The sequence below is a fragment of the Paenibacillus sp. MT124 genome (assembly GCF_058792755.1).
This window is the reverse complement of the sequence record NZ_CM179500.1, coordinates 502,538-526,140: the sequence shown is the minus strand read 5'-3', so window position 1 is coordinate 526,140 and position 23,603 is coordinate 502,538. Positions and strand designations below refer to the sequence as shown.

Genomic DNA, 23,603 nt, shown 5'->3' with positions numbered 1-23,603 from the left:
CAATAGGTATTTAAACGATTTATCGTCCATGTCAGGTTGAATTTGGCAATTCAGCAGGAGAATCATAATCTTGTTCCGAAGTGGGGTAGGAGTTAAGCATCCGGTATACCGGAACCTGACATCTTGGGACAAGGAGCTGAACCGTCTGATGAACTATGATCCTCTCTATCAACCGTACCCCTCTTTTCGTGTACCCGTCTATGCCAACAAAGGCATCGTCGCCACTTCGCAGCCTCTTGCAGCACAAGCAGGTCTGGATGTGTTAAAAAAAGGCGGCAACGCCATTGATGCCGCAATCGCAACGGCTGCTGCGCTCACCGTGCTGGAGCCAACGTCCAATGGCATCGGGGGCGATGCTTTTGCCCTCGTCTGGACCGAGGGCAAGCTGCACGGCCTGAATGCCAGCGGTCCTGCGCCTCAGGGCATATCCATTGAGGCGCTCAAGGCGGCAGGTCATTCGGAGATGCCGAAGCTTGGGGTCATCCCGGTGACGGTGCCTGGCGCACCGGCGGGCTGGGCTGAGCTGAGCCGCCGCTTCGGGCGGCTTACGCTGGCGGAAGCGCTGGAACTGGCTATCCGCTACGCGGAGGAAGGTTACCCGCTTGCGCCTGGGCTGGCCCGCCACTGGGCACGGGCAGCGGACATTTATGCACGCCAGGGCGATGCGGCTGCGGGGCGTGCCTGGTTTGAGACATTCGCTCCAGGCGGGCGTGTTCCGGCCGCTGGCGAGATGTGGCGTTCGCCGGATCATGCGGCTACACTTCGCCGAATCGGCGAGAGCAACGCACGTGACTTTTACGAAGGAGAACTGGGGGAGCGCATTCATTCGTTTATGGCAGAGCATGGCGGCTACCTGACCAAAGACGACCTGGCGGCCTTTCAGCCTGAATGGGTCGATCCCATCTCGGTTTCCTATCGTGGCTACGATGTCTGGGAGATCCCGCCAAACGGTCAGGGACTGATTGCCCTCTCAGCGCTCAATCTGCTCAAAGGGTTCGATTTTGAAGAAAAAGAATCCGTGCTTGGGTACCATAGACAGCTCGAAGCGATAAAACTCGCATTCGCCGATGGAGAGAAATATATTACCGAGGAGCGGAAGATGGGCGTGACGGTGAAGGAGCTCCTATCCGAAGCGTATGCGGAAGAGCGGCGCAAACTCATTGGAGACGTGGCACGCATGCCTGAAGCAGGCGATCCAAAAGGAAGCGGTACGGTATACCTCGCTGCGGCTGATGGGGAAGGCAACATGGTTTCCTTCATTCAGAGCAATTATATGGGCTTTGGCTCCGGGCTGGTCGTACCGGGAACAGGTATCTCCCTGCAGAATCGAGGTCATAACTTCACACTCGATCCGGATCAGGCCAACGCCTTGGAGCCAGGCAAACGCACGTATCATACGATCATTCCAGGGTTCCTTACGCGCGACGATGAAGCAGTTGGCCCATTCGGGGTCATGGGCGGGTTCATGCAGCCTCAGGGCCACGTGCAGGTTGTCATGAACACGGTCGACTTCCACCTGAATCCGCAGGCAGCCCTGGATTCTCCAAGGTGGCAGTGGACAAAAGGCAAAACGATACTGGTGGAGACCGGCTTTCCGCAGCATATTGCACAAGCACTTGCCCGCAAAGGGCATGATATTCAGGTTGCTCTCGACCCTTCCATGTTTGGACGCGGCCAGATTATATGGCGTGACCCAGGTAGCGGGGTACTATGCGCTGGCACCGAAAGCCGGACAGACGGATCGGTGGCGGCATGGTAATACAGCTCAGCTTAGAACTGAGTTTAAAGCAGGAGCAACCATAAGCTGGCCACTTGCTTCGGTGGCAGGAGAAACCGTTGATATATAGAGGGTTTTCATCGATAGGATGATTATTCATGAATAGCTATCATCCTCACATCACTAGATATCCAGATAAAAAGGCAAAGAAGAGATCATTCGCTGATCTTTTCTTTGCCTTTTTGGGTTAGATGATCGGCATGGAGATACGGTATGTTAATCAACCCTGCCAGATTTTGTAACAGGAATGAATAAATCATGAAATCGTTTAAGATTTTCGTAAATTTTCATCATTAACCATAATCCCCATCCTCCTCCTGACCGATATACATATAGGGCAAAAGACTCACCTCTCACATCACACATCTATAGAAACGAGGGTATAACATGAAAACAAAAAGGGTCACCCAGGCTTTATGGAGCATGATTTTGGTTGTCATGGTTTTGATGCTGGGGGCATGTTCTTCCACAGAAAATGAAACGGCAGAGGACGAGCGGACCAAAGTAGGTATTGTCCTTACTGAAGTCGGCCTTGGCGATCGTTCATTCAATGATGCTGCCTTTGAAGGACTGGTTCAGGCCAGAAATGAAAACACGATTCGGTTTGATTATAAGGAGCCCGGAAAAGATTTAACGGCAGAAACAGCATTTGAACAATTCGCTCAGGATGGTGTGGACTTGATTATCGGACTTAGCGACACCCTTCTGCCCGATCTGGAAAAGGTCGCTCAAAAATATCCGGAGCAGCCGTTTCTTATTGTCGACGGACACTCCGAATTGCCAAACGTGACTTCCATGTCATTCCGCAGTGAAGAAGGCAGTTATCTTGCTGGCATGATCGCTGGCTTCGCGACAACCGAGAATCACGTAGGCTTTTTGGGTGGAATGGAGATTCCCCTTCTCCGCGATTTTCAACAGGGTTTCGAACAAGGGGTACAGGCCGTTAATCCGGATGCTACAGTTCAGGTCGTTTATGCAGGAGACTTCGGTAATTCAAAGCTTGGCGAGGAGCTGGCAGCGAAAATGATCCAGGAGCAAGACGTCGATGTTATTTATGTCGCAGCGGGCCTCACCGGAGTAGGCTCACTAACCGAGATTCAGAAGTTGGGGAAATACGCCATCGGTGTGGATACGGATCAATTCTTTTTGGCGGAAAAGGCTGTCCTCACCTCGATGCTGAAAAATGTCAATGTCTCCATCTACAACGCTGTTAACACATTTACGAAAAACAATCACTCCTTCCCGGAGCAGAACATGGTTGAGGGGCTGGCAGAAGATGCCGTAGGCCTGACCGCATTACATAACATCACACTCAGCGCGGAACAGCAGCAAACCTTCGAAGATCGGAAAGCTGAGATCATATCCGGCAAAACCAAAATTACACTTGAACCCTAAATTGACGGATTAGAGGAGATACGCTTATGAAATTGCAAGGCAAACTGATTATTAATGCGTTAATTTCATTGCTTTTATGTCTTGTGTTGGTAGCCTATATCATTTTTCAGTTACTGGGCATCAACGCCAAAAATCAAAATTTAGTGCCTGCCATGCTCAAGGTCAGTGAGCTTAAAGCCAATCAGATTCAGACACAGCAGGCGCTGGATGTGTTCTCTTTCTCGATGACAGCCGGCAATCAGAATGCCGTACGCAGCTTGTTGGACGAAGGTAAAACGATGATTCAAGAACTTACCGAAGGATTACTGGAAACCGATGAACAGCTTCGACTCATGGGGTCCATTCAGACGAAACTGACTGCACTGGATCAGGGGGCAGCTGAAGCCATGCAAGCCTTGGACAGCTCGGAAGCCAAACGGTACAGCACACGTGTGCAGGGCATTCAAAATGATATCTACATGCTCGATGAAATAACCAAGGAACGGTATGATCAATACACGATTAATCTGGAGCAGGACATTCAGCAGACCTGGCAAATTGCATTGGGCGGCGCTGTCCTCCTGCTCGTCGCTGCGATGCTGTTCAACATGTATACTTCCCGGAAGCTAGCCAAACGTATTGGAGTGCTGAAGATCGCTGCAGGACAGATTGCAGCTGGCGACCTTACCCAGCAGCTGCCTGAAACCCGGGGCAAGGATGAACTGGATGAGCTGAACCGCTCCTTCCGTCTTATGACAGAAAACATTCGCAATATTATCCAATCGATTGATACCGCCGGGAAACGGGTGGATGGCATGGCTCAGGACATTGACCGCGGCAACGACACCATGCAGGCCATTGTGCAGCAGGTCTCACGTACGACGGAAGAGCTGTCCATCGGCAGCCAGAAGATCGCGGAGGATCTGAGTGAAACGGTGATGGTCGTGGACAAGATGCAGCACACGTTCGGCAGCAACCTTCATGCCACTTCCCAATCGGCGATCCATGGCAACGAGGTGATGAGCACGGTTGAGGAAGGACACACGGCCATTGAGGAGCAGCTTCGCCTCGCTGAAATGAACCGTGTAGCCATGTCTGAGGTTGAACAGACTGTACAGGAGCTGGAAGAAAGCGCAGCGCGCATTACCACGATGACAGGCTATGTATCCGAGATCGCTAAGCAGACCACGCTGCTCTCCCTGAACGCTTCAATCGAAGCGGCTCGTGCCGGCGAAGCCGGTCGCGGTTTTGCCGTGGTTGCAGGGGAAGTCAACAAGCTCGCAGAGCAGTCTGCACAATCCGTGCAGCATATCTATGCGGCTGTGGGTGAAATCACAAGCGCCATGAACAAGGTGAAAGGTTCTGTGATGCAGAGTATACAGCTCTTCGCTGAACAGGAAAAGGCGACCGGACAAACCCGGGATTCCTTCTCCGCTATTCGTGACAGCGTAGATCAGATCAGTACGGGCATTAACCAGCTGGCCGAAGATATGCAGCTATCCAGTCAGCTAAGTACACAGGTGCAGCAGGCCATTGAAAACATCAGTGCGATTACGCAGCAATCAGCAGCCAGCAGTGAAGAGATTACGGCTTCGACGACGGAACAGCAGCGCTCGTTTGAAGAAGCCAGCATCAAGGTCAAATCGCTGCGTGACATCAGTGAGGAAATGCATCAGGAGCTGCAGCGTTTCCGCTTGTAAAGGTATGCCTCAGCCTCAATAATCTAAACAAGAAACCTCCACTTCTCTTGGTATGAGAGAAGTGGAGGTTTTTAATGAGCGTGCGAATACACAGATTATTATTCAGGTCACCCGTAGAGATTAAGGCTCTCTCTGCGAAGAGCATCACAGGGCGTCAATGATGTCTCCTGCCAGCAGAGACGCCGGGTCGCCGCGCCGCTGCGCAGCCTGCTCGGCGGCCTGGCCGTGCAGGTATACACCAAAAGCGGCGGCCTGCTCCGCGCTGAGTCCTTGAGCGAGCAGACCGGCGATGATGCCGGTCAATACGTCCCCGGCGCCGCCCGTTGCCATACCGGCGTGCCCGGTGGTGTTAATGTACGCCTCGCCGGAAGGCGTTGCGATGACCGTACGTGCTCCTTTGAGCACCAGGGTCACGCCCTGCTCGCGGGCGTACCGTGCAGCGTGACCAATTCGGTCACGCTGCACTTCGGGGGTCGGCATGCCCAGCAGGCGGCCCATCTCTCCGGGGTGCGGCGTCAGAATGGTCGCCGCACTGCGCCGGCCCCAGTCGCGAGGCCCGGCTCTGCCCGCGTCTGCAAGCATGTTGAGAGCGTCCGCGTCGATGACGAGCGGGCGATCCGTCTGCTGCCACAGCCGGCGCAGCCAGCCGGTGTCGCCCTCGAAGCGGCCGAGGCCTGGCCCGGTTGCAATCACGTCGCGGCTCTCCGCAAGACGAAGCACGGCTTCGGCGGAAGCCGCGTTCCACTCGCCGCTGTCGCCATCTGCCGCGGCTGCGAGCATGAGCTCAGGCACACTGCCGATGACATGCGGCAGCAGTGCCGCCGGCAGCACCCATGTGGCGAGTCCGCAGCCAGCGCGCAGCGCAGCCTTGGCCGAGAGCAGACCTGCGCCGCTCATCGGCAGACTGCCTGCGGCCAGCAGTACGTGGCCGTAGGTACCCTTGTGCCCGTCAGGTGCCCGCAGACGATCCGTATCCACCTTCAGGGCACCACGCATCACTTCCTCCGTCAACAGACGAACGGAAGGACCTTGCTCCGGCGCAAGCCGTGCCGGAATGCCGATGGCGCGCACCACGATGCGCCCTGCGGCCGTCGCGCCCGGATACTGTACAAGTCCGCGCTTCAGCAGCGCGAGGCATACAGTCACCCGCGCTTGAATGCAAGGCTCGTATACCTCCCCGGTGTCGGCATTCAGCCCGCTTGGCACATCGGCGGACACGACCGGCTTGCCGCTGTCGTTCGCTGCCTCAATCAGCACCGCGTAAGCTCCTCGCGGCGCCCCCCGCGAGCCGGTGCCCAGCAGTGCATCGACGATGCCTGTGCACCGGCTGAAGTCCACGGCTTCACGGCCGTGGACAAGGGCAGGGATGCCGAGCTGCGCAGCGGCATCCCGCTGCACTGCGGCTTCGCCCCGCAGTGACTCGGGCGCATCGGCGTAGATCAAGGTCACGCCGAGCCCCGCTTCAAGCAGATGGCGGGCCGCAACCAGCCCGTCCCCGCCATTATTGCCCTTACCGATCAGCATGTACCAATGCTGATCAGCGGGGTGCGCCATCACCAGCGCCGGATCCGCGATGATGTCGCCCCCGGAGCCTTGGCGATCACCGGGCCCGGTGTGTGCTCGCTGTGCATCTCCCTGCTCCCGGCGCCTTTTGTGTTCAGCCACCCTACCGTCCGTAGCCTCTTCCCGGCACAAGGCGATAACTTCCTCCGCTATGGCTCTGCCCGCGTTCTCCATCAGACTCGCAGCAGGAATGCCCAACTTATGGATGGTGTGCTCATCTACAGCTCGCATCTGTTCAGCGGTGACGATAAACAAGGTTCATCCCTCCACGGTGAGTAACTTCTCATTCTGCGTTTGGCATCATTCAATTCTACTAGCTCCCGGCACACTTTCCCTTAATAAGCTACCGTAAAACGGGAACCAATAAACTGCGGATCATCAAGCTCATCCACCAATGCCGCAGCAAAGTCGCCAACCGAGATCGTGCTCTCTCCCAGATCATCGGTGACCAAACGATTCATCCCGATCCGGAAATGGCCTGTCCGCGGTCCGGATGTAATTGTTGCCGCTGGGCTCATATACGTCCAGTGGATATCCGATTCCTCGATTAAGCCATAAGCATCCACATGTGCCTTAGCCAGGGTTCTAACTTCCTCCGGAAATCCAGGCGTATCCATCAGCATCTCACCGGAATCGGTCAGCAAGCTGCCAGCTCCGCCAACAACAACCAGACGGCTGGCTTTGCCGCGGCGAACACCCTCAATCAGTGAACGTGTAACTTCCAGCAGCTCCTCTTCTTCTCCAAATTTCGGACCATAGGCACTAACGACAGCTTCCTGGCCTGCTGTAAAATCGGCTACCTGATCCGGGTTCAACAAATCGCCCTTTTCCACACGCAGACGTTCATGAACCATTTCCACTTTGGACGGATCACGCACAATCGCAGTCACTTCATGCCCGCGGTCCATAAGCTCCCACAGTATCGTCTTTCCAATTGTTCCGGTCGCACCAAAAATCGCAACTTTCATATTCAATCCCTCTTTTCAGTAGATATCATCTCGTCAACATACCGTTATATTGTAATACTTAATCCTATTGTTATATACCTTAAACGGCTCACGCCATCTTAAACCGTATGTAGTCACTTGTAAACCAAAGTTAATAAACCGACAAATTTCACACATCCAATAAGCAGCGCTGCACCTATCTTCTGCATCCACTGCATTTTTTACACAGCAAAAAAAGCCGCTATAGCGGCTTCAAGATCGGGATATCTTAATTATATCCGTTCATCCTCTCCCTGCCTCCACCACATGCCTTCCGATTTCGGGCTGGTATAGGTAAAACCAAATTGGGAGTAAAGGCGATCTGCAGGTACATCTGCAAGAAGACTCACCAAGCCTCGAGCAGGCACATGTTCACGCAAGTATTTCATGATCTCGCTCATAATCAACTTGCCATATCCCCTGCCTTGAACATCCGGGTGAACAGCAATATCCACCACCTGAAAGAAACAACCGCCATCCCCAATAACCCTACCCATGCCTACGAGTGCATCTTTATTACGTAAACATACGGCAAAAAGACTGTTCGGCAGTCCAATTTCTGCTCCCTCCTTGCTCATCGCACTGAGACCCGCCATCTGTCGCAAGGCAAGATACTCTGCTGCTGTGGGTGGAATGTGTTCCATGCTGATCTGGTCCATGAATTGTGCCCCTTTCTGCTTGAATTCATCTACTTCCTGTGTAATAGTGAGAGAAAGCTTACGTGAAGCGTGTTTCAAGATACGTCAAGTTTGTGCAAAGGAGGAAAACGTGTGTTTCAACCCTGGATCAAAGAGCTACTATCGCGCCCCGGCGCTGAGGCTGTGCTGTTTGGAGTCATAGCTTTGCTGCTTGGGATATATATATGGTCCGCCACTAAAGTTCGCCGCAGCCACGAAAGGCGAATGCGAAGGATACAAAATACATTATACATAAGCACAACCCTGTTGGGAAAACTCACCATTCTGGAACATAAAAAGTATTCATTCTCACAAAATGAACAACATGATCTGTTCATGGCCATGCTGGCCTGCAAATCAGCATCTGACCTCTCCTCTACGTTACAGGATCAGATCCGCGACTGCATCAAGGAGCATGATCCTGCCAGACTCGCGCTGATGCACAGAGCATTGGAACGAGAATGCACCGCATTATCAGATGAACTTGGTCAAGATACCCGAACAGATCATTGGGGCGAGGCCATCTGGACAATCTTTCGGCCTCTGGCCGAACCAGCTGCACTGGCAGCTACCCTGTTGCTGGTTGTTGATCTTGTGTTCCGTCAGCGACTGTTGGACGTTTCTGTAGATTCATGGGAGAGCGTCCTCCCGTGGTTGCGTGCAGTTTCCTTGATGATTGCCATCATGTATGGTTATCTGCTCTGGGCCAGCCTTCGCCGCGAACCATCAGGTACAGTTAACAAATTACTCTTCTTGCTGATCGTGCTATGCTCGCTGCTCCATCTGATTGGGCCTGCTGCTGCTCCTTATGCCTTGGGATTACAGCTGGTCCTGTTCACTTCAGGTTTCGGGTTTACTGGAACTCGCCCACGGAGTGATCGCCCTTATGTAGGTCATACCGAGCTGGAGCCAACGAATGAGCCACCTACTGAAATCGAAGTGAGTGCAGCACGTAAAGCTGGTGCCTACACGGGCGAATAGTGAGGACCATTCCCTTTTTTTCATGTAATCTATGATAATCAAATGGGTAAAGCAGAACTCTCACTACTGATCCCTCGTGTTGCTCAAGATGGAAAAAGGACTGAACTACAACGTAGTTCAGTCCTTTTCCATATAATAATAGTATTACTTCAATCAATGACATAGCTTATTTGGCTACAACATGTGCAATGATGCGATCCTTTTCGTAAGTAACCTGAACGTCATAACCATCCGCTGTGACTTGGTCGAATTCACCTTTAATTACGCCAGCCGTAATTAAAGTAATATCTTTGGAACCTTCGATCTTATAATTGGACAAGTCCAGATTGAGGCTTCCTCCATCCAGATACAGCTTTTTGCCAACATTAACCTTACTGTGATCATCGTCCATAACCAATTCCAACGTTCCATTGTCCATGGTAAGGTTTCTGTTTAATTTTAGTGCTCCATCCGCATGAACGATGACTTTTCCATTCTCCACATACAGATCACCTAGACCAAAGGCAGTTGCAGATTCAGCCACCAGCGTTCCTGCCTGCAGCAGCGTTCCGCCTGTGTAACTGTTATTGCCTGTCATGGTAAGTGTTCCTGTTCCCTTTTTCGTCAGCATCCCACTGCCGGAGATATCATTTCTCCACCAATCCTCTGCATTGAAGCGCCCTTTGGAAGCATCCATATCCACAGTTACATTGTTTATGAATGCACCGTAGCCATCCGCTGCCGTCACCAAGTCCAATCTGCCCCAACCGTTAGACTCGTCCAGAACCGGATAACCGGAATCAATGGATGTCGTATACAACACTTCTCTACGCTGCTCATCGGTCAAATAAGGCTGGCGTGTCTTCAATAGCGCCTCTGCTCCTAATGGTACTTCAGGAGCCAAACCTTTGATTCCTGTTTGTGGCAGTCCATATGTGAGTTTATCGCGATAGAAGGCTTTATTGGCGTCATGATCTTCCCATTTCTTTTCGTCATATGCACTTTTGAAGGTATAATCCTCTGTTACCGTGTGTGCATATTCGTACAAACTCATATTTTCTTTTTCTGCCAATGCTCCGAACACTTCTCCTGCATTGGTATATGCCTTTTCCATCAATTCCTGGTTTTCTTCCTTGTTGAATGCATATGCTGCCATAGCTGTCGCTTGAATTCTTGCACCTATGACATCAAGCGGCGAGTGCATCCCGGTCACAATGCGATTTTCACCCATTTGAGCAGCTCTTGTTAAAAATTCAGAGAATCGTTCTGGCGTAGCGTAGGCAAAAGGAAGCACAGACAGATACGAAGCACTGGTATGACCGCTTGGGAATGCTCCATCCTTACCTCGTCCATCCTCCGCTATTCTTCGTACATAGCTTAATGCAGGGATAATTTCCACGTTGCTTTCGTATTGTTGGAAATGCTTTTCTCCCGTTGTTTTTGTTCCTCCTGAAGCCAAAGGCTCTTCTGTCACTTCACCCTTGCCTAAGGTTTCCCACACAGCCAAACCATTCTCATCGACAACCTCTTTCACTTCTCCGTTCGAATTCATTCTCCATGGTCTTGGGGAAGAGTAGAAGTATTTCGAAGGGTTGGAGGATGAAGGAATTTTGAATCGAACCAGATCCACCAGAGCTACCATGTCTGCAAGCTCCGTCTTAGCCCAATCACTTCCCATTCCCTGGCTTTGGTCTTCTGCCGTTTCTTCTGTCAAGACAACATCCATATCCTTGATATCTCTTTCGACGCTTGTCGTTGGCTTGACGATGTCTACATATGTGTTAGCCAGTGGGCCAAAAGCTTCCATCATACTGTAGATCTTATCTCTCTGGTCATCGTAATACGCTGCTAACGCCTCTTCATCGGTACGATTTTGCGTCACATCTTCTACATATTTGATGTTAGCAACCCAAGTCGCTTGATTTCGAATTTCTTCGTTCGCAAATGTTTTTTGGTCTGCGACTGCTGTCTTTTGATCATTTTTAAAGCCATCATAATAGGGGGTCGGTCCATCGCCATACTTTGCAACCTCTCCCTTAACTCCCGGTTTGGTCGCTGCTGTTCCATCTCTCCAATCCGATTGGTTCATGGACCAGACTTGTTCGAAACCGTCCAAAATATCAATAAATGGATTCGTTGCCGCAATATTTTTCAACGTGCCGTCGTCCGCATTGGCTCCATGTTCGACTGCAGACAGACGAGCTTCTTCGGCAGGGGGTTCCACATTCAGCACATTAGCCGTGCCCTTTGGCTTGAATGGTTTAGCATCTGCGCTCGAGTCTATTTCCAAGGCATTAAAAAGTGCACTTACCGCTTCTGCCCGAGTGATCGATTGCAGTGGTTTGAAGCTTCCATCTGAATATCCGGATATAATTTTGGCTGCTGCAGTTCCACCTACAGCTCCTCTGCTCCAATCCGCTATGGACGAAGCATCGCTAAATGCATTCGCTGCTCCCTCATTCAGGTCCAGATTCAGAATGCCAGCGATGATTTTGGCCGCTTCCTGACGTGTGATCGGATGTTGAGGTTTCATCGTTTGATCCGCATAACCATCCATATATCCAGCCGCACTAGCTGTAGAAACGGCCTGATAATACCATGCATCCTCAGAAACATCATTAAAGTTAATTGCAGCTTGTCCCGCATATCCAAAAGCACCATTCACCAGATTCATAAATTCTGCTCTCGTAATCTCGTTGTTTGGTTTGAATGAACGATCCAGATAGCCCCGAATCAGTCCTTCATCACCCCATGCTTGAATGTTTGCTTCCGCCCAGTGTCCCTTAATATCAGAGAACTGAATCTTCTGATCGGCTGCAAAGCTCCGATCTGCAAACGTTGGGCTTACCATAGACAACATTAGAAGTAATGCCAGTGATTTTTTAAGTGGTTTTCTCATGGCCTGCAAATACACGCTCCCATAATCGTAATTTTTCGATTTCATCAGCGAATGTGTAGGATGGTCTCCATTCATTCCGTGTCTGATCTGGGGTTAACTTTAGCACTCGGGGGAGCCTGGCATCTATAGAACAAATTCCGTTTTATATCAAATTCGTACGTTTTGGCCGGTGTATTCTCCAAAAAATAGAGTGAATAATAGAATCGTCATCTAGAGTGCAGTTGTTTGTAAATTTAGATTAACGGAAAGTAAATTATTCTGGGGGTGTTTGTTAAATTTCGATCAACATGATTTCTAGTCCCGGGGCTATTATATAATGATGAAGTTGTCTAGAAACCCGTTATGAAGGAGGAAAAAGAATGCGCAAGCTCTTCCAGTCGGTGAGATCCAGGATGATTTTTTCCTATCTTGCTGTCGTCCTTGTTATTGCGCTTCTTTTCGGATCTATCTTATATCTCTTCTTCTCCCATCAATACAGCAAAGAGATTCGGATCAACAAACAATTGCAGCTGCAAAGTACCGTCAATTATATTGAGACCTCCGTTATCGAAAAGGTGAACCAAGTCTATCTTTCTCTTGCCCTGGGCAGCCCAGTCAGCATTCAGCTCGATAGCCTGCAAGGAAACCACAGCAAAATTCTGGACATTGAGCAGCTGCTCAAAAGTCAGGTGCAGAATTATTCCGACCTGATTCAGGCCATTCATGTGTACGATACAGAGAATCATTTCATGATCTCTTCTGTATATGGGCTGCAGCTCCATGAGGTCAATCCTTCGAGCGAAGATACTGCCTACGACTGGATTGAAGCGATGAAAAAGAGTGACAAAAGCTCCTTATGGATGCAGACACGTATGGTTCCCGAGGACACTTATATCGAATCACCCGAACAGAGCAGCACGATGCCTCTAATCTCCTATGTTCACAGTTATCCATTTCAGTCCTCTGGACAAGACAGTAAGGTCATGGTTGCGATTGATATCAAAGAATCGACGATCAGTCAGCTGATTCGTAATATGATTCCTGCAGACTATGAAAATACATACATCGTAGATCAGCGTGGGGTCGTCATATCTGCCGCTGATAAATCGATGTTAGGCAGCTCCACGAACGAGACTCTGCTTCAATCGCTGCTCTCCAGTCCTTCTTCCGGCGAGAGCTTCACGCAAAACTTTAATCATGATGCTTATGTTGTTTCCCAGGAGCAATTCGAAGAAAATGGATGGAGAATTTACACAACCATCCCGAATAAAAGCTTCTATTATAAGCTGGATAGCTTAAAGGAGGTCTCTGCGCTTCTGGGTTTGCTTGCTGTAGCGGTTGGGATAGCCATGTCGTTCGGCTTCACTGTAGCCAATTACAGTCCCCTTAAGCGTATCCTGAATAATATCAAGGCCAGGGTAGATAGCCCCGGCAGCCTGAAGCAGAATGAATATCGATTCATCGATTCGGCTATCAGCAGCCTATCCATCAAAGTCGATAGTTTGGAAGAAACGCTGCAGGCCAATCACAAAATGATTAGGCACAGTATCATGCTGAATATGTTAAATAACCGATTTACGCCTGAGGAACTTAAAGAACAGCTGCAGTCTGTTCAGGTGTCTGTGGCCTATTCCCGCTATCGCTGTATCGTCATTGACCCCGTCAGCGAGAAGTGGAAGGAATTGCAGCCACGACAGCTGCAGCATACGTTGTACACGATGATTCAGCAGCTGGAGACAGCAGAAATGGCTGAAACCAAGCTGCTTGCGGAGGAATTGCAGGATCACAAAATAGCCGTGATCATCTGTACGAACCAACGCGAAGAGCCTGTTTCGGATCACATTGTATCCTTTATTCATTCCGAGGCGAGAAACAGGTTCGGTCTGGAATTTGCAGTGTCGTTAGGCGGCTGGGTAGAGCATTTCACGAAGATTCACACAAGCTATCATGAGGCGAAAGCCTTGATTCAATACAGCTATTTCTTTCCCGCTCTGTCTGCCATTCAAGACCTTGATCTCCTGCAAAGGGAAACCAGCAGTTTGGAGATTCCGGACGCTTACCTCATGAGTTTTGAGAAGAAGTTGCAATCCCGTGATATGGATGGTACGGTTCAGGCCATTCAGGATGTGGTATCGACCATCAAGGAAGGCCTCTATTCAGCCGAATACAGCCGCATTATTTTATTAAAAATGGTTTCCATATACGCTGACTGCATCAGTCAGGTGCGCTGGCAGCCCGCCGAGATGAGCTCCATGAATTTGTACAAGCAATATTCCTCGTTCTACAATATCAACCGGTATTCGGAATGGATGACTGATCTGGTAACCGAATTTATCACACAGATGGAGAAACGAAGCGAGGTCAGGAGCCCGGATACCATTTCAGCTGTCAAAGCCTACGTTCGCGAGCATATTTCGGGCGATCTCACGCTGGATCATGTCGCAGAACAGGTGTATATCAGTCCCAAGTATCTTAGTAAGATTTTCAAGGAAGAGACTGGCATGGCCTATTCGGAATATGTCACCAATCAGAGAATGGAACGCGCACGCGAACTCATCGCACAACAGGAATTTACTATTGAGCAGGTTGCGAGCACGGTCGGATACCGTACCTCTGCTTACTTCATTAAGAAGTTCAAAGAAATTCACGGCTGTACACCGAAAAACTTCATGCGCAGTCTGATGAACTGAATAGCCGAAGGGTTATCCCTATCCTAGGACATTGACCCAGATATCAAACCATGAGAAGGAGCTGCTATGAACCTCAACCTTTCAAGAGCTCTGTGTCTATTGATCACAACCGTTATCCTTATCATATGTATGAGTGGCTGCACCGTTTCGGGGGAACAACGCGCTCAAATGCAGCAGCACAATCCTGCTGATGAGTCTGAGAAGGATACAGAGCCGCCATATACAATTTCCTGGACCATGCATCAGAATACTCCCGTTCCTGAGAATGCAGAGATGATCACCTATATTGAGGATCTTTTTGATGTGAATCTGGAGGTGTGGAACCTGGAGAACAGACGCTATGAGGACCTGCTGGACTTGAAGCTCGCTCAAGGAAACATACCGGATCTTCTTCGGATCAGGCAGCCACATGATCTGCTTAAATATCAGATGCAGGGGGTATTAGCAGAAATTCCCGAGGACGTACTTGAAGAACATGCGCCTAATATTGTGAAGCGAATCCGTGATTATGATTCACGTTACCTGGAGTACGGAAAAATAAATGGCGCCTTATATGGAATCCCGGTCATCAATCAGACTAACATCTACCGGACCCCTATTGTATATCGGGAAGACTGGCTGGAGAAACTCGGTTTCGAAGTTCCGCGAACATTAGAGGAGTTTGAGACAGTTATGTATGCATTCGCCAAAGGTGACCCTGACGGAAATGGGAAACAGGATACATACGGGTTATCCAAAGAGGGCATGAATGTCGTTTTTGGTGCTTTTGGGCAGTCCGTTTTTACCGAGCAGCTATATTTTAACCAAAAAAATAACCGACTCGTGATCGGCGCATTGGAACCTGAGATGAAGAAAGCCCTAGCTTATCTGCAGAAGTGGTATCAGGATGGGATTATCGATCCTGAATTCATAACTGGAGAAAATAAAGGTGGCTACAAGCATTTGTCGCATGCGTTTATTAATAGCAGAATTGGGATGACCTCCATGGGCAATTATTATCATTGGACTCAAGACGGCGATTATAGCATTCTTAATGAAAAGGATGAGGAAATTCCCGTCGGAGCCATGTTCAATGTCCATGAACTCCTGCAGAAGAACGCATCCGCAGGCGTTGAATTCGGTCCTCCTGTTACAGGTCCTGATGGACTCAGTGGCTCCAAAGGCTACAATCTGCTGATGAGTTTCATTACAATCGGGGCCGATACGGTCAACGAGCCTGGTAAACTGGAAAAAATCCTTGAAATCCTCGATTATGTCAGTGCTAACTCCGATCCGGCAGAGCAGATCAAAATGGAATATGGCCTTCCAGGAAAGCACTGGAACTGGAGCTCTTCATCTTCAGGGGAATTTCACATTCTGCCCCCATATAACCGTATGGAGAATTACACCAATATGATCGGCTCCAGCATTGGCATGACCGTTCCAGGCGCAACCTCTGGCAAACGGGAGCAGTGGGCTGCATCTGAGAGATTGACGGAGAACGGTATTTATAATCATCTGGAGGTCGCTACCCCTGCCCTGATTCAATATTCATCTGAGTTGATCCATATGAGGGACAGAGCATACATCTCCATCATCACCGGCGATCAGCCTGTTGAAAGTTTTGATACCTTCGTGGAGGAATTTATGGAAGCAGGCGGGAAGCAGGTGCTGACTGAAGCTAATGAATGGTATAACGGGCAAATGGAGACAAATTCCACGAAATAGTTTGGCCACATTATCACATTAAAAGCATGAATTACCCATGAGTTTCCAAAAGAATACGTGTTCTTTGGAAAACTTATGGGTAACCCACACTAAGCCAATCTATGCTTCAATCTGTGCTCCCTGATGCCGCCTCAGTCTCTTACCCCTTCGCACTTGCGTTCGATCCGCGCAATGAGCGGGGGGAGCTGCTTCGTGCAGTGCTGCCGGATTTGGAGGTGCTGCCTGAGGGCGTGTTCTCAAATCGTTTGCGTTCAGTCCGCTCCATCTGCACAATCTGGCCTTCATGTACAACGATGTGAAGCGAGCCAAACTCCATGTCATTCAGCTGTCCGGCAATTCGATCCATCCATACCTCATCCACTTTTAACGGCTTAGCCATAGAGCCGCCTCCTCTTCCCGGGCTGCTGCCCGCTATATGATTGACGCATGATCATCCATCCGACTTATAATTCATTCTTATCCAACCCATATACTTGGTTTATACATTAGCAGGGCTTCCAGTAGCTGTCAATCTGTATTTTCAAGAAACATTATCGAAATATAATGAACTCATGATTTCTCCCAAATAAGCTGGAAATGGGCCAAAATTCGGACCCTTAATTACTTCTCTGAAACGGTTCTGTGTCCCAGCCAGCTCTTGAGCAGCAGCGTTGCCAGAGCCAGAATCAGTAATAAGGAAGCGACTGCGAACGATGCCGAGAACTGATACTCGTTGTACAAAATCTCGACATGCAGCGGCAGTGTATTCGTCTCTCCGCGAATATGTCCCGACACCACGGATACAGCTCCGAACTCGCCCATCGCACGGGCATTGCACAGAATGATGCCGTACAGCAGCCCCCACTTAATGTTGGGCAGCGTGACATTCCAGAAGATGCGCCATCCCGAAGCGCCGAGCGTAACTGCCGCCTCCTCTTCCCGCGTACCCTGATCCTCCATTAATGGAATGAGTTCTCGCGCTACAAAAGGAAAGGTAATAAACAGCGTTGCGATTATGATACCAGGCAAGGCAAAGATAATTTTGATATCATGCTCTGCCAGCCACGGACCAAACCAGCCATTGGAGCCAAATACCAGTACAAAGATCAACCCGCCCACAACTGGCGAGATGGAGAAGGGGAGATCAATTAACGTGATCATGATTCCCTTTCCCTTGAACTGGAACTTGGTGATGACCCAGGCTGCAGCTACACCAAATATCGTATTCAGCGGTACGGTAATCGCCGCTACCAGCAGTGTCAGCTTCAGGGCAGACATGGCATCCGGTTCGGTGAGAGCTGCAATATAGACATCCCACCCTTGCTTCAGTGCTTCCATCATTACAATGATTAGTGGCAAAATGAGAAGCCAGAGCAGTACCAGACTTGCCAGTCCGATCAACAGCCATTTGACCCATGGAGCTTCCGTAGTTGCACGGTTTGTCCCCGGACCGGTTCGCACTTGCGGAGCAGGCGTTATTGGAACAGAACCCGCCATCATATGTACCTCCTTTTGGTTTAAGGTTGGCTTATTACGCCTAAGCCCGGCCTGCCTTCCTGCTCCAGCGCTGAAGGGAGTTAATCACCAGCAGCAGGACAAAAGAAACCAGCAGCAGCAGCAAGGCTACAGCCGTAGCTCCTGCGTAATCGAACTGCTCCAGCTTCGCCATAATCAGCAGGGGTGCAATCTCCGTTTTCATCGGCATGTTACCCGAGATAAATACGACCGATCCATATTCACCAATGCCTCTGGCAAAAGCAAGTGCAAACCCGGTCAGCAGCGGCGGGATCAGGTCTGGAAGCAATATCGTCCGAAAAATTCGCCATCTCCCTGCTCCCAGCGTTGCGGCTGCCTCTTCCACTTCGGCTTCCAGCTCTTCCAAAACCGGCTGTACCGTACGTACAACAAACGGAATGCCGATAAACATCAGTGCCAGGGTAATACCTGCCTGCGAATACGCCAGCTTGATACCCAGAGGCTCCACAAGCTGCCCTATCCATCCATTCCCGGCATATAGGGCCGTAAGGGCAACACCTGCCACTGCAGTAGGCAAGGCGAATGGCAGGTCAATGACTGCATCAAACAGGCGCTTGCCTGGGAATTCATATCGGACCAGCACCCAAGCCAAGAGCAGCCCAAGAACCAGATTAATCAAGGCAGCGACTCCTGCAGTCAGGAAGCTAACCTTGAAAGAAGCAAGTACCCGGGGGTTACTTGCTGTCTCAATTAACGTGGACCAGGTCAGGCCCGTGGAGTTAAAGATCAACGCTGCCAGTGGAATAAGTACAACTAGGCTCAGGTAGAACACACTGTACCCCATTGTCAATCCGAAGCCCGGCAGTGTGCGTCTCCGGGCCACCATCACCTTGCTCATGGACGTTCATCCTCTCTGCCTTCAGCCGGTAGGCTGGTTGGCCGCTTACATGGTCGTGAGCTTTATTTGTATCCAAAATTAACTGCCTGGAACGTAGATCTGATCAAAGATTCCGCCGTCATTGAAATGCTTGGCCTGCGTATCCCGCCAAGTGCCAAATACATCATTCAGGGTAAACAATTCAACATCCGGGAACTGGTCTTTGAATTTCTCCTTCACGCTATCCAGCGTCGGGCGATAGTAATTTTCCGCGGCAATGGTCTGCCCCTCTTCGCTGTACAGATATTTCAGATAAGCATCTGCCACCTCGCGGCTGCCTTTTTTGTCTGCATTTTTATCCACGATCGCTACAGGTGGTTCAGCCAAGATACTAACGGAAGGAACAACGATATCGAATTTTTCCGGACCTAGCTCTTTTACCGATAAGAACGCTTCGTTCTCCCAGGCCAGCAGCACATCACCGATACCACGTTCAACAAATGTTGTCGTAGAGCCACGTGCCCCGGAATCAAGTACAGGTGCATGCTTGAAGAGTTCACCAACGAATTTCTTCGCCTTCTCCTCATCATTGTTGTTTTTCTTCAGTGCATATCCCCATGCCGCCAGGTAATTCCATCTTGCTCCACCGGACGTTTTCGGATTGGGGGTAATCACCTGGGTATCCCCTTTGATCAGATCATCCCAGTCCTTGATGCCTTTTGGATTGCCTTTGCGTACCAAAAATACAATGGTTGAAGTATATGGGGAGCTGTTGTGCTCGTATTTATCCTGCCAGCCGGCATTAATCAGCCCTTTATCCTCGATCGCATCAATATCATATCCCAATGCCAGTGTAACGATATCTGCGTCCAAGCCATCGATCACGGAACGACTCTGTTTACCGGAACCGCCGTGTGACTGCTTAATCGTCACTTCCTGGCCTTTTTCTTTTTGCCAATACGCCGCAAACGCCTTGTTATATTGCTCATACAGTTCTCGCGTCGGATCATAGGATACATTCAGCAGCTCGATGGCTTTGGCAGCTTCCTTGCCGCTATCCTGCTCTCCCGATGTTCCTGCCGCACTGGAGCCGCTGCTCTCCGACCCGCACGCTGCCAGTAACCCTGTTAATACCAATGCCAGACCAACCAGAATACCCTTATGAATTCTCTTTTTCATAAACAACACTCCCCCCAGAATGGTTCTGCAATGACTACCTCAGGCAGGCTGAACAGTATGGAACGCACCGAAAAAAGAACAAAAGACGGAGGAACCACCCGCACACTTCTCCCTCACAAAGTCATGCCGACCCAAGGCCGTGTATGCTTCATCCAGAAATGATGTGCTGCAGTGTTCCTCCGTCGATACGGTTAGAACGTTATTCTGTTCAAGTTACTCTTCTCTGACTGTAATGACTGCTGACGCAATAGTTAAAGCAATCATTTTCATTATTCCTACCTGTTTAGTAAGTTATATGCATATCATAAGGGCAGCCCTCTGACGTGTCAAACGTTTTTTCCGATTTGTTCCGGATTTCTATCCGATTGACATGGAATGAAAAATGGACAACAGGATTCCCCTGTTGTCCTCAGATCAGGCAGAATAACGAATTAACATTGCATCTTGCTCTGGTTGCCGCAGCTCATGCTTATCTCTTATTTCCCGACATAATGAATATTGGGTACCGGTGGCGTGCTCATGCCTTCACCCAAATAAAAACCGGTGTGGGGCGGTTGATTATAGGCAACATTTTGCCATGCGATACCCAGACGATACACCGGATCATGCATCAGGGTATAAATCCGCTTGTCCGTGACCGCAGTTGTGGTGTAGATCCGCAGCGCAGAGCTATCGCTTGTCCGCCATACCACCTCTTCCCTCCAGTCCCCGAACAGGTCAGCCTGCAGATTCGGTGTGGATTTTGTACCATTATTGGAGGAAACACCTGAAGCTGTCAGCAAATTAACCGTTTTGCTGTTGGCATAGTCCCACTTATCGATTCGGTTGCTGTCCAGCAGTTCCCGCAGCAGATCTCCATCCCACCAGATGCCAAAATTCGTGGATGAAGGCAAGGTTGTTCCAATTTTCTGTCCTTTGGCTGTATACAGACCACCGTCCGCCCAAACCTCCGCCCCCTTATATCTCGGGTCGATATCCGCTGCCATGCCGCGTCCGATATCCTTTGTTGTAGGTATGCCCCAGATCAGCTGCCCTGTACGTGCATCACGGAATTCAACTCCCGCATTGGACGGGGTCTCATGAACCTGAAATACCTCCAGCCCGGCACGGTCGGGGTCCAGGTCACTTAGATGCATGGCGTCGCCATGATGAAGGCCTGTCGTGTACAACCCTTTTCCGTTATCATCCACCGCCATGGCACCGTAGATAATCTCATCCTTGCCGTCTCCATCCACGTCCGCTACGCTCAGATTATGATTCCCCTGCCCGGCATATCCCGAATTGCCGGATGTATTCGAATCGAATGTCCACTGCTTCGTCAGCTGCCCATTCCGCCAGTTGTAGGCTACAAGCACCGTACGAGTGTAGTATCCACGTGCCATGACCAGACTTGGACGTTCTCCATCCAGATAGGCAATCGCTGCGAGGAAGCGATCAACCCGGTTGCCATAATTATCTCCCCAATCGGATACGTTGCCACGTGCCGGTTCATAGTTCACTGTGGACAGGGCTTTGCCAGTCTGCCCATTGAAGATGGTCAGGAATTCCGGTCCGGATAGAACGTATCCGCTGGAATTGCGGTAATCCTTGCTGGCATCGCCAATGACCGTACCGGTGCCATCCTTGCTTCCATCAGCCGTTCTCATCGCAACCTCGGCCTTGCCGTCTCCATCCAGGTCATACACCATGAACTGGGTATAATGAGCACCTGCGCGGATATTTTTGCCGAGACTAATTCGCCATAAACGTGTCCCGTTCAATTTATAGGCATCGATAAATACTTCACCGGTATATCCACTCTGAGAGTTATCCTTGGAGTTGGAGGGGTCCCACTTCACGATTAGTTCATACTCCCCGTCGCCGTCCAGATCGCCTGCACTGGCATCATTGGCGCTATACGTATAAGCCACCCCATCCGGTGTTGTCCCGCCCGATGGTATGCTGAGAGGCACAGACAGGTAGTTGTTTCCCCATACACTCGCAGCAGCCGAAGCCGACTGCTCGGTTCCGCCCACTACAGCCCGAACCGTATATTTGGAACTGCTTGTCCCGCTGGCGTCCTGAAGGTTCGTGCTATTGGTTATGGGGGATGCGTTCACTTTGGTTCCATCCCGATATACATTGAACGAAACATTGGATCCTTCCGTACCCAAAAGACGCCAGCTGACAAATACACCCGTACCTGTCTTTACCGCAACCACCCCACGGTCCAGAAACTCCATCTGACGCGTACCCGCCGCCTCGGTTACCGGTGTGTTCCCCAGTCCTAACGCAGTCGTCAGCATGGCTGAACTTAGCAGGGCTATTCCGGTAATTCGCAGCGCCCTTCTCCAAGACAATCGATTCAACATAGAATAATAGCCTCCCCAAATGGAATTGGTAAGCCCGTTGTCTCCTTAGCGTCATCTTTATGTAAGCGCTTTAATAATTTCATTCTAAATTAAACATTTAATTCCATCTATAGGTCTAAATTAGTAATTTTGTGTCGTAAGCACTTTGATTTTGTATTCTTCGGAATACCTTGAACTCTCGGGATACATTGAAAAATAAAAAATAAAAAGACCATGCTGGATCAGGCCCATGCATGGTCTTGAGTTAATCGGATTTGAATCTGCTCAATTGCAGCACTGCAGCTTATACCACAGGCGTAATGCATACCGGACGTGACACTTCGAGCTTGAATCCATTGTGCGTCAGGCGCCCATCTTCCCCATCCATTTGAAAAGCAACAATATTGTTGCTATCCTGATTGGCCACGAGCAGGATGCCGCCTGGCATCAAATTGAAGTTACGAGGAGTCTGACCGATGGTCGACGTCCATTCCACAGCTTCCAATTTTCCGGATTCCTGATCAATATGATAAAGCACGATGCTGTCATCGCCGCGGTTGGAAGCATACAGGAAACGGCCGCAAGGGGATACACGGATATCTGCAGCTGTTCCTTCTCCCGAATGCCCTTCAGGCAGCGTGGAGATATGCTGCAGTGTATTGAACTCGCCTCTCCGCTCATCATACATGAATGCGGTAACCGTGTTGTTCAGCTCATTAATGACATACGCCCATTTCCCACTCGGATGGAAAACCAAGTGTCTTGGCCCTGAACCAGGAGGCTGATTCGTCTCGCGGTGTGTGACCAGCCTTCCTTCTTCCATACGGTAAACAATAATCTGGTCGAGCCCAAGGTCACATACGACCGCATACTGTCCGGACGGGTCCGGCTGTATGGAATGAGCATGAGGTCCTTCCTGACGATCATCGTTCTTCCCTCTGCCCGTATGTTCAACCAGTGCACTCATCTCTTCAAGCGTCCCTTGATCCCCTACCGGGAATACATTCACACTACCGCTGCTGTAGTTCGAAGTCAGAACCCATTTGGCATCCTTGGTGACCGACACATAGCAAGGAGAAGCCCCTTTGGTCAGCTTGCGATCCATCAGATGCAGTTCACTTGTTGCCGCATCCCTGCGATATACAAGCAACTCGCCCTCATCGGTTTCACTCGCAACGTACAGACAGTTAGCATCTGGGCATAATGCGAGATAGGATGGGTTGTCCACACCCTCTGTGTGACTGACGATTCTCATCTCACCTGTATCTGCATCCAGTGCGCACAGCACAATCCCTGGTTGATCTGCTGATGCATAAGTTCCTGTATAGAAAAATGTTTCATTCGCTGCTGCTTGTTCCATATCTCTCATCTCTCCTTCTCTTTTCCAATTCCATGTCTATCTTTCTTCATTGAGTCGGTTCATGCTCTGGATTAATGCTTCCACTATGAT

General features: G+C 50.1%; 16 protein-coding genes. 6 read left to right on the top strand and 10 right to left on the bottom strand.

Annotated features, from left to right (window positions below):
* The first annotated feature begins 148 nt into the window (after positions 1-148).
* The 3 genes from AC3RCI_RS02545 (at position 149) to AC3RCI_RS02535 (ending at position 4,851) form a co-directional block, all read left to right on the top strand.
* Entirely contained in the window at positions 149-1,759 is a 1,611-nt protein-coding gene (locus AC3RCI_RS02545) for a gamma-glutamyltransferase family protein (RefSeq protein ID WP_492529779.1), read from the top strand.
* 405 nt (positions 1,760-2,164) lie between these two features.
* A complete protein-coding gene (locus tag AC3RCI_RS02540; RefSeq protein ID WP_492472329.1) occupies positions 2,165-3,172 on the top strand; it encodes a BMP family lipoprotein in 1,008 nt (335 codons plus the stop codon).
* A 26-nt stretch (positions 3,173-3,198) separates the two neighbouring features.
* Positions 3,199-4,851, top strand: coding sequence for a methyl-accepting chemotaxis protein (locus AC3RCI_RS02535; protein ID WP_492527458.1), 1,653 nt, complete (start codon positions 3,199-3,201; stop codon positions 4,849-4,851).
* 144 nt (positions 4,852-4,995) lie between these two features.
* On the opposite strand, the gene AC3RCI_RS02530 is transcribed toward AC3RCI_RS02535, so the two are convergent.
* From AC3RCI_RS02530 to AC3RCI_RS02520, 3 genes are all read right to left on the bottom strand, one after another.
* A complete protein-coding gene (locus tag AC3RCI_RS02530) occupies positions 4,996-6,669 on the bottom strand; it encodes an NAD(P)H-hydrate dehydratase (protein ID WP_492527457.1) in 1,674 nt (557 codons plus the stop codon).
* A gap of 80 nt (positions 6,670-6,749) precedes the next feature.
* Positions 6,750-7,382 (bottom strand): NAD(P)-dependent oxidoreductase, encoded by a 633-nt coding sequence (locus AC3RCI_RS02525; RefSeq protein ID WP_095361535.1) that lies wholly within the window; start codon positions 7,380-7,382, stop codon positions 6,750-6,752.
* A gap of 251 nt (positions 7,383-7,633) precedes the next feature.
* Complete coding sequence (locus AC3RCI_RS02520) at positions 7,634-8,059, bottom strand: GNAT family N-acetyltransferase (protein ID WP_492472326.1); 426 nt, start codon at positions 8,057-8,059, stop codon at positions 7,634-7,636.
* Between the two features lie 111 nt (positions 8,060-8,170).
* Here AC3RCI_RS02520 and AC3RCI_RS02515 point away from each other — a divergent pair, with 111 nt between their 5' ends.
* Positions 8,171-9,058 (top strand): hypothetical protein, encoded by an 888-nt coding sequence (locus AC3RCI_RS02515; RefSeq protein WP_492527456.1) that lies wholly within the window; start codon positions 8,171-8,173, stop codon positions 9,056-9,058.
* Between the two features lie 166 nt (positions 9,059-9,224).
* On the opposite strand, the gene AC3RCI_RS02510 is transcribed toward AC3RCI_RS02515, so the two are convergent.
* Positions 9,225-11,936 (bottom strand): S-layer homology domain-containing protein, encoded by a 2,712-nt coding sequence (locus AC3RCI_RS02510; RefSeq protein ID WP_492529777.1) that lies wholly within the window; start codon positions 11,934-11,936, stop codon positions 9,225-9,227.
* Between the two features lie 359 nt (positions 11,937-12,295).
* Here AC3RCI_RS02510 and AC3RCI_RS02505 point away from each other — a divergent pair, with 359 nt between their 5' ends.
* Both AC3RCI_RS02505 and AC3RCI_RS02500 read left to right on the top strand, forming a co-directional pair.
* Positions 12,296-14,605, top strand: coding sequence for a helix-turn-helix domain-containing protein (locus tag AC3RCI_RS02505; RefSeq protein ID WP_492527455.1), 2,310 nt, complete (start codon positions 12,296-12,298; stop codon positions 14,603-14,605).
* Between the two features lie 168 nt (positions 14,606-14,773).
* Positions 14,774-16,312, top strand: coding sequence for an extracellular solute-binding protein (locus AC3RCI_RS02500; RefSeq protein ID WP_492527454.1), 1,539 nt, complete (start codon positions 14,774-14,776; stop codon positions 16,310-16,312).
* 139 nt (positions 16,313-16,451) lie between these two features.
* Here the strand turns inward: AC3RCI_RS02500 and AC3RCI_RS02495 are convergent, their stop codons facing one another.
* The 6 genes from AC3RCI_RS02495 to AC3RCI_RS02470 all read right to left on the bottom strand — a co-directional run bounded on the left by AC3RCI_RS02495 (position 16,452) and on the right by AC3RCI_RS02470 (position 23,513).
* A complete protein-coding gene (locus AC3RCI_RS02495) occupies positions 16,452-16,691 on the bottom strand; it encodes a YezD family protein (RefSeq protein WP_095291770.1) in 240 nt (79 codons plus the stop codon).
* Positions 16,692-16,912: 221 nt separating this feature from the next.
* The gene (gene cysW / locus AC3RCI_RS02490; protein WP_492529775.1) at positions 16,913-17,788 is read right to left on the bottom strand and encodes a sulfate ABC transporter permease subunit CysW; all 876 of its coding nucleotides are present in this window, start codon (positions 17,786-17,788) and stop codon (positions 16,913-16,915) included.
* Positions 17,789-17,828: 40 nt separating this feature from the next.
* Positions 17,829-18,665, bottom strand: coding sequence for a sulfate ABC transporter permease subunit CysT (cysT, locus tag AC3RCI_RS02485; RefSeq protein WP_127539183.1), 837 nt, complete (start codon positions 18,663-18,665; stop codon positions 17,829-17,831).
* 78 nt (positions 18,666-18,743) lie between these two features.
* Positions 18,744-19,823, bottom strand: a complete 1,080-nt coding sequence (locus AC3RCI_RS02480) for a sulfate ABC transporter substrate-binding protein (RefSeq protein ID WP_492527453.1) — start codon at positions 19,821-19,823, stop codon at positions 18,744-18,746.
* Positions 19,824-20,299: 476 nt separating this feature from the next.
* Entirely contained in the window at positions 20,300-22,108 is a 1,809-nt protein-coding gene (locus tag AC3RCI_RS02475; RefSeq protein WP_492529773.1) for a rhamnogalacturonan lyase, read from the bottom strand.
* A gap of 349 nt (positions 22,109-22,457) precedes the next feature.
* On the bottom strand, positions 22,458-23,513 hold the full coding sequence (locus tag AC3RCI_RS02470) for a lactonase family protein (protein WP_492527452.1): 1,056 nt from the start codon (positions 23,511-23,513) through the stop codon (positions 22,458-22,460).
* Positions 23,514-23,603 lie beyond the last annotated feature (90 nt).